Origin of the sequence: Floridaenema aerugineum BLCC-F46, from assembly GCF_041929345.1 — a bacterium.
GTDB lineage: Bacteria > Cyanobacteriota > Cyanobacteriia > Cyanobacteriales > Aerosakkonemataceae > Floridanema > Floridanema aerugineum.
Genome location: NZ_JBHFNQ010000206.1, coordinates 20,775 through 36,310 on the forward strand (window position 1 = coordinate 20,775; position 15,536 = coordinate 36,310).

General features: G+C 39.7%; 11 protein-coding genes. 7 read left to right on the forward strand and 4 right to left on the reverse strand.

Annotation, left to right across the window (positions count from 1 at the left end):
* Positions 1 to 2: 2 nt before the first annotated feature.
* From ACE1CC_RS27235 to ACE1CC_RS27250, 4 genes are read right to left on the reverse strand one after another with little or no spacing between them, the layout of a single operon-like run.
* A complete protein-coding gene (locus ACE1CC_RS27235; RefSeq protein WP_413273572.1) occupies positions 3 to 1,604 on the reverse strand; it encodes a HAMP domain-containing methyl-accepting chemotaxis protein in 1,602 nt (533 codons plus the stop codon).
* A gap of 17 nt (positions 1,605 to 1,621) precedes the next feature.
* Complete coding sequence (locus ACE1CC_RS27240; RefSeq protein ID WP_413273573.1) at positions 1,622 to 2,893, reverse strand: CheR family methyltransferase; 1,272 nt, start codon at positions 2,891 to 2,893, stop codon at positions 1,622 to 1,624.
* Positions 2,874 to 3,344: a chemotaxis protein CheW gene (locus ACE1CC_RS27245; RefSeq protein ID WP_413273574.1), complete on the reverse strand. Its 471-nt coding sequence runs from the start codon at positions 3,342 to 3,344 to the stop codon at positions 2,874 to 2,876. The genes ACE1CC_RS27240 and ACE1CC_RS27245 overlap by 20 nt, the downstream gene beginning before the upstream one ends.
* Positions 3,338 to 4,399 carry a hypothetical protein gene (locus ACE1CC_RS27250; RefSeq protein ID WP_413273575.1) on the reverse strand — a complete coding sequence of 354 codons (1,062 nt, stop codon included), beginning with the start codon at positions 4,397 to 4,399 and terminating at the stop codon, positions 3,338 to 3,340. Before ACE1CC_RS27250 ends, ACE1CC_RS27245 begins: the two co-directional genes overlap by 7 nt.
* 722 nt (positions 4,400 to 5,121) lie before the next feature.
* On the opposite strand from ACE1CC_RS27250, the gene ACE1CC_RS27255 reads away from it, so the two are divergent.
* The 7 genes from ACE1CC_RS27255 (at position 5,122) to ACE1CC_RS27285 (ending at position 15,430) form a co-directional block, all read left to right on the forward strand.
* Positions 5,122 to 6,264, forward strand: a complete 1,143-nt coding sequence (locus tag ACE1CC_RS27255; protein WP_413273576.1) for a D-alanine--D-alanine ligase family protein — start codon at positions 5,122 to 5,124, stop codon at positions 6,262 to 6,264.
* Between the two features lie 61 nt (positions 6,265 to 6,325).
* Entirely contained in the window at positions 6,326 to 8,623 is a 2,298-nt protein-coding gene (locus ACE1CC_RS27260) for an ATP-grasp domain-containing protein (RefSeq protein ID WP_413273577.1), read from the forward strand.
* 175 nt (positions 8,624 to 8,798) lie between these two features.
* Positions 8,799 to 9,998 (forward strand): RNA polymerase sigma factor, encoded by a 1,200-nt coding sequence (locus tag ACE1CC_RS27265; protein WP_413273578.1) that lies wholly within the window; start codon positions 8,799 to 8,801, stop codon positions 9,996 to 9,998.
* On the forward strand, positions 9,998 to 10,492 hold the full coding sequence (locus ACE1CC_RS27270) for a hypothetical protein (RefSeq protein ID WP_413273579.1): 495 nt from the start codon (positions 9,998 to 10,000) through the stop codon (positions 10,490 to 10,492). Before ACE1CC_RS27265 ends, ACE1CC_RS27270 begins: the two co-directional genes overlap by 1 nt.
* A gap of 301 nt (positions 10,493 to 10,793) precedes the next feature.
* On the forward strand, positions 10,794 to 11,294 hold the full coding sequence (gene panD / locus ACE1CC_RS27275; RefSeq protein ID WP_413273580.1) for an aspartate 1-decarboxylase: 501 nt from the start codon (positions 10,794 to 10,796) through the stop codon (positions 11,292 to 11,294).
* A gap of 108 nt (positions 11,295 to 11,402) precedes the next feature.
* Positions 11,403 to 13,976: an ATP-grasp domain-containing protein gene (locus ACE1CC_RS27280; RefSeq protein ID WP_413273581.1), complete on the forward strand. Its 2,574-nt coding sequence runs from the start codon at positions 11,403 to 11,405 to the stop codon at positions 13,974 to 13,976.
* Positions 13,977 to 14,437: 461 nt separating this feature from the next.
* Entirely contained in the window at positions 14,438 to 15,430 is a 993-nt protein-coding gene (locus tag ACE1CC_RS27285) for a hypothetical protein (protein WP_413273582.1), read from the forward strand.
* Positions 15,431 to 15,536: the final 106 nt, after the last annotated feature.

Consider the following 15,536-nt stretch of genomic DNA (forward strand, 5'->3'; position numbering starts at 1 on the left):
CTTCAATATTTACTAGCTCCAGAGCGAGCAACTTCTCTACGTAATCCTTGAGCAGCATCATCTAATTGTTCCAAAGCGCTGTTAGTTTCCCGTAGAGCATCTACAGTTTGATGAGAAGCTTGGCTCAATTGTCCCATTGCTTCGCTAATTTGTTGCGCTCCCTCAGATTGTTCTTCCATACTTTGACTCACTCTTTCAAATTGCGGAGGCAAACTTTGCACTTGATGAATCACTTTTGCTACTTGATCGCTAATTTTACTAACGCGATCAACACTATCACCAACGGATTTATTAAATTTATCCATTTCCATCACCCCAACCGCAACCGCTGATTGCATATCTTTAACAATTTGTTCAATTTCTAATGTGGCAACAGCTGTCTGATTAGCAAGGCGACGAATTTCTCGTGCTACAACTGCAAAACCTGCACCATATTCTCCCGCTTTTTCCGCTTCAATAGCAGCATTAAGCGATAATAAACTGGTTTGATCGGCAACTTTAGTAATAGTCACTACCACATTATTAATGTTGCCAGCTTTATTATTCATCACTCCTAATTTTGAGGAAATAGAAGTAGTTGCTTCTGCTAATTGCCGCATCACATTTTCCATTTCTGACAATTCATGCTGACTATCATTAGCTGAAACTGCTGTTGTTTGAGCCATTCCCGCTACTTGATCCATCGTTGTCACTAATTTTCTGGAAGTGGCTGCAATTTCTTGTGCTGTGGCGGTGACTTCGTTAGTAGAAGCAAGTTGTTCGGCGACTGTTGCTTCTAATTCTTTACCAGAAGCCGCAATTTGAGTTGCAGAAGTAGTAATTTGTACCACTGATTGTTGTAAACGACGAATTAAAGCATCACCGAGAAAACGTCCCAATAATATTGCTATGATTGGCCCAATTATCATTGCTAAGATTGCCAAAATCTGCGATTGACTTATTGCTTCATTTGCAGCTTTTTGGGCTTGAGTAGCAACACTTTCATTAATTTTTATCGCTTGTAAAAGGTCATTTGTTGCTGCTTCAAAAGTAACTCGGTTTTGCTTGGCGCGGTTCCGCAACTGTTCCATAGCCACTGCTGCTCTTCGTGCTAGCAACATTTCTGGTGAATCGCCTTTATTTAGACGCAAAAGTTCAACTTGTTTAGCGTAAGGATGTAAAATTCCTAAGCTTTCATACTGTTGGTTAAGTTTGAGAAGCTCTTCATGATCGTTTTTCCATTTATCCCAAGTTGCTAAGAGCTTTTTATAGTTTTTATCCTCTTCTTCTGTTCGCGGTGTTGCTTCATACTGTTTAAATCCTTCATTAATTTGTTCCCAAGCATTTTTAATCCGAGTTAATTCTGCCTGTCTTTCCTGTAGTGTTAGTCCAGTAACTAACAAAGCGCGTTCAGAGGATTCAATTTGAGTTTGACCTTCGTTGACTTTCCATAAACCTACTAAACTCGGTAAGCTATTATCACCTAAAGTCTTGATTTCGCCACTTAAGCGCATGGTTGTAGTTAAGCCAATTAATGCAACTACCAGAACTAAAATTCCCATGAAGTTGAATGCTGTCTTCATGCGACCTTGAATTGATTGATCTTTTAATACGCTGTTCAACATAATTTATGCCTTTATTGTTACTCAGAAAATTCGGAAGATTGCGGTAATTTTTTCAGACGTTGCAGAAGGATATTTGCTCCGACAATATCTCCGCGATGCTCTTTAAGTAAAGCTAGGTGAATTAAAGCTTCATAATGATTAGGATTTAAGTAAAGAGCTTTGCGGAAGTATTGTTCGGCTCGATCATTGTCAGCTTTGCTCTGATATAGTGTACCCAATAATGTATATACTTCAACATTGCCTAAATTACACTCTAAATACTGTTTACAATTGTTAATGGCTGCTTCTATTTGGTTTGAGTCTGCTAATTGTTTAGCTATTTCAAAACTGTTTATTTTATTTTCTGGCTTTTTTGTTTGAATGGGTTGAGTAGCGGGTTTGGTAGGAGAGGTTTTAGCAATTACGGAGTTAGCAATTTTACTGTTAATGGGAGTATATTGCTGTTTAATTAATTCAATTTTTGGCTTTTCTAACTCAGTAGATACTGAGGTTTCCTGTAATGCTGCTTTTTGATAAGCGAAGGTGAAAGATTGGCGAATTGATGTAAACCGATCGCTAGGCACTTTCGCTGTCTCTGATGCTCCTACAAATAGCAACCCGTTAGGAACTAACAGTCGATTTAAGATTTGGAAAACTTCTGCACAGGCAGTTAATTCCAAATAAATTAGTAGATTACGACAAAATATTATATCATATTTGCCTTGAACATTTGAAAATATATTTAACAGATTACCTATTTTGAAATTAACTGTATTTCGCACAGGTGTAATCACTTCATACCCTGTTGTTGTCAATTGAAAGTAGCGATCGCGATCGATCCAATCTTCTCCCCGAAATGAGTTTTTCCCATAAATACCTGTTTTGGCTTTTTTGATTGCTTGTTTGCTAATATCGATCGCATCTATGCTAAAACGATGAGTAGGTAATCCGGCTTCTATTAAGGTTATTGCCATTGAGTAAGGTTCTTCGCCAGTGGAACAGGGTATACTTAGCAAAGAAAATCTGGTGCGATTAGATTTAGTTAACCATTCGGAACGCACATAATTTTTTAGAAAGTCAAAGGGTTTGCGATCTCTGAAAAAGTAGGTTTCTGGAACTACTATTTGCTCTACTAATTCTTCAAATTCTTGAGGTAATGTTTGGAGAACTTTGAAGTAAGCATCTAAATCTGGTACACCATAAGCTAAACGGCGCATTTCTACTGCTCTAGCTATCTTGCGATTTCCAATAATCTGAGCATCTATGCCGATTTTTTCGCTTAATAGTTTCTCAATTGCTGCTAGAATCATTCCCTGCCCCTAAGAATCTAATTGGTTTTAAATCAGCAAACAACCTATCTAAATCTATGCGTTGAATCATTCCTTTTTCATCCATTACCATCCCGCCTAAATAAGCTGCTTTATTAGCTTGAATTCCAGAACTAACAAACTCAATATCTGGCTTATTTATGGTCTTAATTACTCGTTCTGCCATTAAACCAATATATTGTAATTGGTCATCTTTACCAGGATAACTTACCATAATTACACGGGTGCTTAGGTAAGGTTTGCTTGGTGTACCGCGAATTAGTTGACAAAGGTCTATTACAGGGACGATCGCACCTCGGTAATTAAATAATCCTGCTACATATTTCGGGACATAAGGCACTTCTCGATAAGTAACTCTGGGAATTACTTCTATGACATGAGAACTATCAATTGCATATAAGCTATTTCCAATATGAAATATTAAAATTAACATGGAAAATTCACCTCTTTGGAACAATTATTAACTAATGAACTGATATATTTTTCTAAATTAAAGAAAGTTAATAATACTTCCAGTGGTGTATCTTGAGCGGTAGGAATTTCGGCTTCAATTTGTTTAATTGTTTCTGGATTCAGGAACTTAAATGTTTCGTTGGTTAAAACTGAAATTGTCTCTGCTGAAAAGCTAGAAATTTCTTGTTGATAACGATTCAATCGTGATTTGGCAAAATTTATTTGGAACTGCGCTCTTTTCAGAAGGCGTTGTCGAATGTTTTCGTGAAGTTGTGAATTATCTAAAGCTAAACTTTCTCTTTTTCCTTCATAAATAATTTGAATGACATCCGGGTTTTCTTCTAAAAACAAAAGACTACCCTCTTGATTATAAGCTGTGATTCCTTCCATTCCTAATGCTCCTATATCTGCCAGTGCTAAAATCCGAGCGATCGGTGATAAGTCCTGATTAGGTTCATAAAGAGCAGGTTGATAAATCGCTTGTTCAGATGGCTCGTAGATGCAAATAGTCGCTAAAATTGCTTCTTCTATAATAGACAAATCTGCTTTGGTAAACAATAAAGATTCGTCAACTTGGCACTCACGTAACTGATTATTTAACTGGTTAATATAATCGTATAATTTCTCAATAGTCAAGGTTTCACTCACTCCAGCTTCTCGCTTTCGCGAAGTGTGCGGCTCTGTTTGGGGGAGAAAAACCTGAACTAGATCGTGAGCATTAGCACATAAATCTAACAATACTTGCATTCTGGCTAAGTTTTGCGAAATTTGATGATCTTTTTCAGGATAAATTATTTGCCAAATTAGGTTGGCTCTTTTCCGTACACCGTTGATATGTTCGCGATTATGATAGTAAAGTTGTTTTTCGGTGATTTCGCGATCAAACTCATCGAACACAAAACCTGTAACGATCTCAACTACTTCCGCAAAACTCTTGGGAAGCTTGGATAAGTTCCCTGGAAAAGGTTGCTGCCACTTTGGATTGAGTGACTCCTGCCTAGTCAATGTGCCTTGACTCCTTAATATTGTGTACATTTGATAATCGGTAACAGCATTCTCTCATTTGAGAGAGTCTACTATTGCCTACTTTATTGTTCCCCTATCTAGCCGTAATATCACTACATATCAAAAAAGTTCAAAGTTTTATCTAATAAAACTTCATATAAACCAATAATTAAAAGATTAGCTAAAAAAAATCTGTAAAATCACTTAACGTATTGTCAATAGCAGAAGTGGAATGCTTGAATTATGATCGGCATACCGTACTTTTATAGTTCTTCCGTTCTCATGCGAACCATCTTTTTCTTGCGTAATTACCCGGATGGCAAGGACTTAAGAACCTTGGTATTAATAAGAAAGTATTAGAGTGTCATCTTCCAAAAGAAATATTTAGTTTATTTCTTAGCCCCTTTAGTGTGAGCTACCAATTCAATTTTTTACTTTTTAAGAAACTTGTTACGAAATGACAAGGACTAAAAAAGTGACCTTGGCGATCGCAATAACTTAAAACCAACCCGATCTTTACGCTGTACATTTGCACCAAAGTAACATTAGAGGATATCAAATGAAAGTTTGTGTTCGACAATCTGACTATTATCAATCAATGTATGACTTGAAGATAAGACAAAATCATCGTAGTAAAAAAATTATGAAATGCAAAGTCTTTGCCCTCCCTATAGTGGTTGAATAAAGATTTTGATTCAACTCTTGAGGACTTTGTGCCGCAGTTTTACAACCAATTGAGGGAGAAAATATCAATGTTACAAAGATTATATATGCCTAGCAGTAAGCTGTTTGTCTGGGCGTTTATTCCCTACCGCATTCAAGGACAAGAGTTGAGCAGCGAATACGACAATCCTGGATATCGCCAGGGACTGATAGATGTTTTTGCAGAACTCGGCTTGAATTGGAAATGGCAACCGATCACCTTGAAAAATATGCAGGCGGTTGTAGAAGAGGTAGCAGCTTCCAGCAATAAGTATATCTCAGTGGTATTGAACTATTGTGATGGTAATGATGAGATTGATGGCTACCCTGGTACTTCTGTTATGAAACTGCTGGAACAAAAAGGCATTATTTTTACAGGTGCAGATTCTAACTTTTTCCATCTCACCACATCCAAAATTTGGATGAAGCGTGCTTTTATGGAGGCGAGTGTAGCTACTGCTCCTTACGAAGTTATTTCAGACCCCAGCCGCGTTCAGGGAGTTTGCGATCGCCTTGGCACACCTCTATTAGTTAAACCAGCACTCGCCTATGGCAGTATCGGAATTTTACTGGAATCGGTTGTCGAAAGCGATGAACAAGTGAGTAAACAGGTTCAGCGATTGCTGCAAGGGCTACACGAGATGCAGTTTCCACCGGACAGCATCTTTGTAGAACGATTTATCAGCGGTCGTGAATTTACAGTTTTTCTACTAGGTGATTCCCAGCAACCGAAAAGCCTGAAAATCTATCCGCCGATTGAACTGGTGTTTCAGTCCAGCTTACCTGAAACCCAACAATTTCGGTCTTACGATAACTTCTGGAGCGAACACCTTGAAGAATCTGCATCGTCATCCTCGGAACCGTTTTACCATTGCCAACCGATAGCTTCGGATTTGAGTGAAAGACTCTGCAATCTCAGCAAGCGTGCGTATTGTGCAATTGGTGGCAACGGATATGCGCGAGTAGATATCCGCATGGACAAAGATTCTCAAGAGCTTTTTGTACTGGAAGTTAATGCTAACTGTGCCATTTCTTCTATACCTCTGACTGACTTCTCCGACCTAAACCAAACCTCCCTTGGCACTATCTTGCATCTGGCTGGTATTCCGTTTGCACAACTGATGTCAGAAATAATCACGGAAGCTTTTGCTAGGCATTCTACCAAGTCGCGCTCGGTAAACAAAGCAGCATAAATTTGTACCGATATTTACGGTCATAACCTGAATAAAAAATTCATACTAGGAGGATTTGGATATGTTGGAAATACTAAATTCAGCTCTTCAAGTTTATAAACTGAAGCCTATTAAAGAATATCAGACCGAACAAGAATCAGATGAACGGAAACCCTGTATCGTTTTTTTTTCCGAGGAAGATAGAGTTTCTTTACTGTGGGCAACGAGTAAAATTTTGCCTGAATGTGCATTTATAGTCACTGAACCCACTTGGGTAAGAGTTGAGCAAGAAGGTAATAAATCTGTTTTATATCTCCTTGAAGGGATTGGCATGAATGAATTTGGTCAATGTTTTCACACCAAATTCACAACTCCTAAAAAAATAACTTTTATCTGTAACTTTTACACCGAGGAATCTTACAAGTTTGACGCCCCCATCCTCCAAGAAAGGGCTAAAAAATTTCAGTTTTATGAAACCCTGGCGGATTGCCCGATGTCAAGTGGCATAGAACTAGAAGAATATACCGATGACAAATTGCATACTCGCTTACTTGCGGCTGCCAGAGATGTCAATGTACCCCAGACGATGGCTTTTGGCTTCTCTCTAGAAAGATATAGCCATCATCCTATTAATTCAAAAGTTAAGTTAATTCCCCTATCAAAAAATATCTCCGATGATGAAATCCGAGACTATCTGACAGCGTTCCCGCCTTATAGATTTGTGATAAAGCCTTCAAATTTAATGGGAAGTATGCTATGCACGATTGAGTCAAAGGATAACTTAGATCGGGCTGTTGAAAACTTTAAAAAATGCCTGGATTCACTTCAGGACAATGATTGTTTACTTGTAGACGAATTTATCGATTCAAGCATTAACGATAACTGCAACCTTGGTGCAAGGTTGAGAGTATTGGTAACCCGCCGCCCCAATAATATTGTCGAGACTTCCGGCATTATCTGTAATCTAGGATATCTTGACAAACCAATCAGTGGGGCTACCTCTAAAAGTTTTTCAATCGACTATCTGTGTAATGTACTGCAATTAACGAACGACCAGAAAAATCAACTGCTTGACAAAATCAAGCGATTAGGTGAAGCAGTACTGAAGTCTATTATTGACTATGAAACACAGCATTTAACCCATGTCCCGCCAAATAAACAAACAGATTTCATTGGCTTAGATGTTTTTGTAAAACAACATGGGGGTCAATTAGAACCATTTCTCATTGAAGTCAATAGCCATAACTGCGAAGGAAATTTACAGGTCTATGAAGTACAGCATTCTCCTAACAGGACTGACATCCTTGATAAATGGGTGGAAACGATGTTGTATCGCTCATATCACTATATGCTCAAAGGCAAGAATATATTGATTATCGGCGGGGGAGACTACTCAAAACGGAGTGATTTTGAATTTGCCCAACAAGTAGGACTTAATATCATTCTGATAGATGGCAATCCTAACCATTTTGCTGTTAGTTATAGCAGCCAATTTTTCAATATTGATATCAACTTCTCTACCAAAGACCTAAAAAATGCCCTAGCAATTGTGGAAGTTGTTCGTAAACATGGCATCCCTGTAGATGGTGTAATTACATTTTGTGAAGCGTATGTCCCTTTATCTACTTTGGTAGCTAGCTTTTTAGAGAAACCCGCGAATGACTACCTCTCTGCAAGCATTGCTCAAAGCAAGTTTCTCACTTATAAACAAAGTTTATCCTATAATCAGGATAATCTAGCTTATGAAGATTTAGTCAAGTCCGATTTTGTTGAAGTTTTTGCTTTGAAGGATGTAACGGATATTCCACCACACTACTATCCTTTGGTAATTCAGTCAGATAGTGGAGCTTGTGCTTCTGGGGTAAAAGTCATTCAAACAGAAGAAGAATTAAGAGCTAAGTTTGAAGACTATAAAACCTCTCTCCAAACTCTGACACCTCAAGGGGATTCGGTAGGGGTTAACTCCGAGATAATCGTCACCCCTTACTTTGAAGGTTCTCAACACGATATTACTCTAATCATTTCTGATGGTGAATTGCTTGCTGGTTATGTAACCGATAAGGGACTAAATACGCCTGACATTAGTCGCGAAACAACAGCCATAATGCCGAGTTCGGTAGACAAAGAACTGCAAGAAAATCTGGTTCAATCAGCCTGGAATGCTTGTCACAAGATTAATTTAAAGGATGGTGTTTTTCAGGTAGAAGCCATCCACACCCTCTTGGGAGTGAAAATTCTAAAAATTCATCCCCATATTTCTGCATCTGATGTTGATGAATGGCTGTTTAATGTATGGGATGTAAACCTTATCCTCTATAAGTACCTGATAGCCTTTGGTATCAAGCCATTCATTAATAAAAGCAGTTTACCTCGACTCTAATCAAAAATTTCAAAAATTGCCAGCAATAAGCGTCTTAAATATTGATTATACTCAGGCAATATTTGGTGATTTGGTCAAAGTCAAATGTAATTTGGCTGCGATTCAACTTCGAGAAAGAACGGGTTTTCAATAGTTTCACTTTGTTTCAAGTAGGTTTACTACTAATTCAACATTTATGTCAAATTATCAAACAGTTAGAGTGTCAAACCTGCGGGGTGGCTCTGAAGATTTAGGGAAAGGGTTTTGGCAGCAATGGCAGCAGTATCAAGATTATCTTCACCGTTGCTGCATTAAGTGGATGGGGGGGAACCCGACTGATGCTGAAGATGCCTTGAGTCGAGCGATGCTGAAAGCTTGGGAAAAGGTGCAAAAGTACGCGGGGGAAATTTTTAATTTTAAGGCATGGCTGACGACACTGACTCGCAATCTGTACGTGGACATTTATCGTGAACGCAGTCGGGGGGCGAATCGAGTTGAGGATATAGAAGGTTACGCTTCTTGTGAGGAGCAAGGACTAGTATGGAGTGAGGATACGCCAGAAATTGCAATGGAGACTGACGAGAAAAGGATTGTGATTCGTTGTGCCATTGATAACTTACCAACAAAGCTGCGCGAGACGTTTATCCTGCATTTTTATCAGGAATTGTCTTATCTAGAAATAGCCCAACAGCAAGAGATTTCCTACCAGAATGTCTGCAAACGCATTTCCCAGGCACGAAAAATTTTGCGTGAGGAGTTGAGGGGATATTTTATCGAGGAGGAGAGGACGGATACGGATAAATCTGTTCCACCGACTGCAACGGAGTCGGCAATTGGGGAAATGTCCGAGGGGAATGCGCCAGTTGAAGCAACTGTGGGCGAGACGGTGACATTATCCGTTGCGGTGGAGGAAGTGGAGAGTGTTGGGGATGAGGAAGCGATCGAGGTAGCACCTGATGTGCAGCACTCTGAGTCGGCTTCTGCTGCGGCGACTAATGAAGGGAAGTTAGAGATAAGAAGTGATAGTTTTCGGTGTGTTGAGTTGGCGCTGGGTGAAAGGCTGCTTGCACCGATTTTGGCGTTGGCACAATTTGAGGAAGAAGCTGGAAGTTGGGGGAATTCCTGTCTGGCGGTGCTGTGGAGGCAACAACAGCTTCAGGTGGGGAAAGTTGTGGGAGGATTTGTGCGATCGTCCCGCTCTCCTCCTTTGTATCGTATTCCTTATTTTCAATTCTTTGTCAAGAGTCTGTCGGGGATGAGGATGAGGGTTGAGAGCAAAAAGCAGATTCACAACAAGCAAGATGGAAGCGTCACAAAGTTGTGTGTGAAGAGAAGCAAAAAAACTAAGGATTTAAAGAGAATATGCACGAACTTAAAACAAATTCGGTGGTTATAATGGCACCTGACTCTGACAGGCACAACAAGATAGTAAACCAGCTTATTCAACACAACAGGGTGAAAGGCCACTTTTTGTTTAAAGACATACAAAAAAGTGTACCATGGACAAAAGTCGGCATTGAATTGACAAGTCAAGCCGAAACGAACGACGATGCCATAAAAGGATATGTGGATCGAGTGATTGGATTACTCCCAGACTCAGGTTACAAAGGAGTAGTAGTAGATATGGAGTTAGGGAGAAATCCCAATTTTACGTTAGGGCAGATGGGGGTAATACCAGAGAAAGTAATAAACACATTAAGTGAGCGAACGGATGCAAAACAAATTGATTGTTTGATATTCAGTAACAGTTTTGTGCGGGACGGAGACATAATGAAACATGGAATCTCTTCTAGTTGGCACAATAAATTCAGAAATATGTACGTTTATTACTGGGACGGGAAAAATGAAAGCCCAGAATGGATAGATGGATCGTATTTTAAACAAAATTAGTAAGGGACAAGAAAAAAGGTGCGATTGTTCTTTAGTCAATACCAAGCCCGAAGAACGGCACCATAAAGTATAAAAGGGGAATTTCCGAAACGGTTCCAACTGTGATCGCTCCTTCCGCATCCTCCCCTAACTCAAACCGCGCCACCTTCAAACACTAGGGCGCGAACCGATACCTCAGCGATCGCTTCTCTTAATTTTGGAAGGTGATCGCTTTTTGGTTGAGATGGATATGAAGGGGTGCGATTACAGTTAGTAGAGTTTGGGGATGAGAGTGCCGAAGATGACTACCAAAAGGAGTAATATGGCTACAATTAGACTCATGCACGCTAAACTTCATCGGGTCACAGTGACCAATGCCAAGCGCGATTATGTGGGCAGTATCACCATTGACCAAGAGTTATTGGAGAAAGTCGGAATACTGCCCCTCGAAGAAGTAGAGATAGTCAACATTAGTAACGGCAACCGTTGGTCAACCTATGCTCTGCCAGGAGAGGCAGGAACAGGTTGCATTTGTCCCAATGGTGGGGGAGCGCTTCTGTGCCAGCCTGGGGACATCCTGATTATATTCTCCTACGAGTGGTGCGATCGCACTGATGTATTACGCACAGGGCATACAGCGCGGGTTATTGTTGCAGATGAGCAAAATCGCTGTAAAGAATTTTTCCACCAAACCTTAACCCCTTGCGAGAACAAACTCCTATTTGACCCTTCGCAAGCCTTTACAGTTAAGAGTGATACTGAAAGCGCCAGCTTTGATTTGAAGAACTGCTTTGAGTATAGCATCGGCAGTCCGAAACAATAGAATTAGCAACTCTGGAATAATTTAGGGAGTTTTAATAAATTTTTAAAAATTCTCAAGAGTTCCTCGATTTGATTAGCTAACAGCCATTTCAGAAAAGTATAGTCAAATATGTTTGAGACACTCAACTCAGTTCTCCAAGCTTATAAGCTAAAGCCAATTAAGGAAGCTGAGGCGGAACTAGAATCAGATGAAAGCAAACCCTGTATTGTTTTCTTTACTTTAGCGGACGAAAGGCTTACATTACTTCTGGCCACAAGTAGAATTTTACCTGAAAGTGCTTTTATAGTAACTGAACCGACTTGGGTAAAAGTTATTCAAAAAGGGGATAAATCTGTATTATACATCCTGGAAGGGATTACCATGAATGAATTTGGTCAATGTTTTCATACCAAATTCAAAATTCCTCAAAGGATAACTTTTTTATGTAACTTTTGTACCGAAGCGGGTTTCAGTTTTTATGAACCAGTCCACCAAGAGAAGGCTCAAAAATTTCAGTTCTATGAAGGACTGGCGGACTGTCCGATATCAAGTGGTATAGAACTGGAGGTATATACCAATGATAAACTGCATACTCGCTTACTTGCTGCTGCAAGAAATGTAAATGTATCCCAAACGATGGTTTTTGGCTTTTCTTTAGAAAAATATAGCCATCATCCCGTCACTCCAAAAGTTCAATTGATTTCCCTATCTAGAAATCTTTCTAATGATGAAATCCGAGAATATCTGACGGCATTTCCGGCTTCTCAATTTGTGATTAAACCTTCTGGAGTAAGGTGGATGGGAAGCCGACTATGCACTATTGAATCAAAAGATAATCTGGATAGGGCTGTTGAAAATTTTAAGAAATGTATGGATTCACTCCAGGACAATAATTGTCTGCTTGTGGAGGAATTTATCGATTCAAGTATTACTGATAATTGTAAGCTGGGTGCAATGCTGAGGGTGTTTGTGACCCGCCGCCCCAATAATGTTGTAGAAACATCTGGGATTATCTGCAATCTAGGTTATCTTGACCAACCCATCAATGGAGATACTTCCGAGAGTTTTTCAATCGACTATGTGTGTAACTTACTTCAGTTGACGAACGAGGATAAGAATCAGCTTGTTGAAAAAATTAACCGATTAGGTGAAGCGGTACTAGAATCTATTATTGGCTACGAAACGCAATATTTAACCCATGTCCTTCAAAACAAACAAACGGATTTCATTGGTTTAGATATTGTTTTGAGGAATCACAAGGGTCAATTAGAACCGTTTCTAATTGAAGTCAACGATCGTGATTGCATTGGTACCTTGCAGCAATACGAAGTACAACATTTTCACAACAGGACTGACATCCTTGATAAATGGGTGGAAACGATGTTGTACCGCTGCTATCAATATATGCTAAAAGGCAAGAATATATTGATGATTGGAGGTGGAGGCTACTCAAAGCTGAATATTTTTGAATTTGCCAATCAAGTAGGTATCAATATTATTTTATTTGATAGCGATTCTCAACATTTCGCTGCCAGTTACAGCAGCCATTTTTTCAATATTGACATTGATGACCATAGCAAAGATATTGAAAATGCCCTAGCAGTTGTGGAAGTTATCCGCAATCATTGCATCAGCGTAGACGGCGTAGTTACGTTTTGGGAAGATAATGTACCTTTGTCCTCTTTAGTCGCTAGCTTTTTAGGTAAACCAGCCAACGATTATCAGAGCGCAAGCATCGCTAAAAGCAAGTTATTGACTCATAAAAAAATTCTAGCTGATGAGTCTAGTAAACTAACTTATGAATGTCGAGAATTTTCCAATGGTGTAGATTTTCGAGTCTTAAATAATGTAGCAGATGTTCAGAATATTCCACAACATTACTATCCTTTAGTAATAAAGTTAGATACTGGAAGTGCTTCCTTTGGTGTAGAGGTAATTCAAACAGAAGAAGAATTATTAGCTAAGTTTGAAGACTATAAAAGCTATATTCAAACCGCCACACAGTATGGTGCTGGGTTAAGTTTTAAGTATCAAATATTTGTCACGCCTTACCTGCAAGGGTCTGAACATGATGTTGACCTAATCATGTTTGATGGTGAGTTGGTAGCTGGTTATGTAACTGATAATGGACCCACTCTGTCTACTCTCTGTAAGGAAATGACGGCTATTATGCCTAGTTTACTGGACAAAGAAAAGCAAGAGAATTTGATTCATGCCGCCTGGAAAGCCTGCCACAATGTTGGATTAAAACAGGGTGTTTTTAACGTAGAGGCAATCTACACACCGCTGGGAGTAAAAATTTTAGAAATCAATGCTAGGATGGCTGGTTTTTATTTTCCTAAATGGGTATTTAATATATGGGATATTAACCTTATCCTGTATTCCTACCTGATTGCTTGCGGTATCAAACCGTTTGTTAATAAAAACAGCTTCCCCCGTATATACCACAATGGTTTTCTCTGTTACGCCTCATTGCATAAGCATAGGATAAATGCAGCCAAGCTGAAAGAGTTGTCATCCGAGTCAGATTTCTATGTAATTGTTCTAGAGAAAGAAATACCTGCTGAAGAAAAATATGAAGTTCCCTATGCTTCTGTAGCGATTTGCTCTCAAAATATTGCAGAGGGGAAGCAGAAAATGAAGAGGTTTTTAGAGGAGCATTCTCTTAATAGGGAAGAATATAGGTTCATCTGTGAGGAGTAAATTATTTTAATTCAATTGAGTCAGTCAAAACTCTATAAACAAGGCAATATCGGGTTTATAATCTTTTCCCAAGTCAGCTGAACTCATGTGCATCCAACAAGCCTTCTAGTTCACCAAGCTAATACATAGTGGGTGGACAGGTTTAGCTCAGGCTTTTCGAGGCAAGAGTAGGGGAGTATTCAATTACAAACACTTTCCTATTGTAGAACGGGCAATAGTGTCTGTTGAGTTGATATATCTCAGGCAATGTTTTCTGTACTGGGCGAGGTTTTGCTGGCATTAGGAAGAGACGAAAGACAGAAGCAAAACACCCACTCCACGGGAAGGCAGGAGACGAGAACAACAGAAAAAACTCACAAAACACCAAAGAATTACGTCCTATTAATCAGAAAGAGACAGATGACAGGAGGAACCGTTCCTGCCTACGGAACCGAAGCAAAGTACACATAAAAGAAAAACCAATGGTAAGAACAGTCAATGTAAAAGACGACCCGGAAAGAGACAAAGAACGGACGGAAAAAGCACAAAAAAACAGCAAAAGAAGGAACAAAAAGATGAGCGTCTACACAGCGATAGCAGAGAAAATGTGGCCGAAAAACACCTCAATACAGTACCGAATAAAACTGGACGAAGGAAAGCAAAAAACGGACGTAGAGAGCTGGATCAAATACTTCAACGAAGCGATAAGCAAATCAGTCACCCTCCTCACCCCGATAGCAAGTGAAAAAGAGGAAGATGTGATGAAATTAGAGATCCCGCACCTTGTATTCCATTACACAAAGTCGGTTGGCCACTGCCCCATAGGAAAGCCAGCGAAAGGATTCAGCACCTGCGAATTTTTCGACAAGAGAACTTTTTATCACGAGTTGATGCACGGACTCGGATTCGCCCACGAACAGTACCATTACGCATACCCATGGGACAGGCACAACCCCCTAATCCTCAACGAAGCAAGCCTGAAAAGATTTCAATCAGCAGGAGAACTTAACACACTATACATTGAGGACCAACTAAGAGAAAATACACCGAACTACCGCCTCTACCAGAAGTTGAAAAAAGGATACAATAACGACGCCCAAGGGGCGGACGCACAAATCCTCCTGCTGTACGAGGGGCTCATGTCAGGGTCGTGGCAATACACACGAGACATCGACCCCAAATCGATCATGATGTATCACGATAGTGCAAAAGACATCCTCATACCCGTGGACAGCCAAAGGGTGGAGAAACCGAGCCAAGCTGATATCAAAGCGGTACAGGAGAAGCTGCTCAACGCAGACGGTGAAGTTTGGAGAACGTACCCTTGGAATATGAACGAAGGAAGCGCACCTACCCCAACCTACACAGAACCTAAAAAACAACATAAACCACAATACCAACTTGATGCAGAATTTAATGATAAAAATAAAGATAAAAGAGGAAGCCCTATTAAACCTCCCCGAAAATTAACCTGAAACCCTTGTCCTGCTTGAGTCGATATTTAATTTCTGGAGAAGTCTATTAGAAAAGGCTCCCACTGACGCAACACGTCTCAGGAAGCTCGAAGCAAGACAAACCACA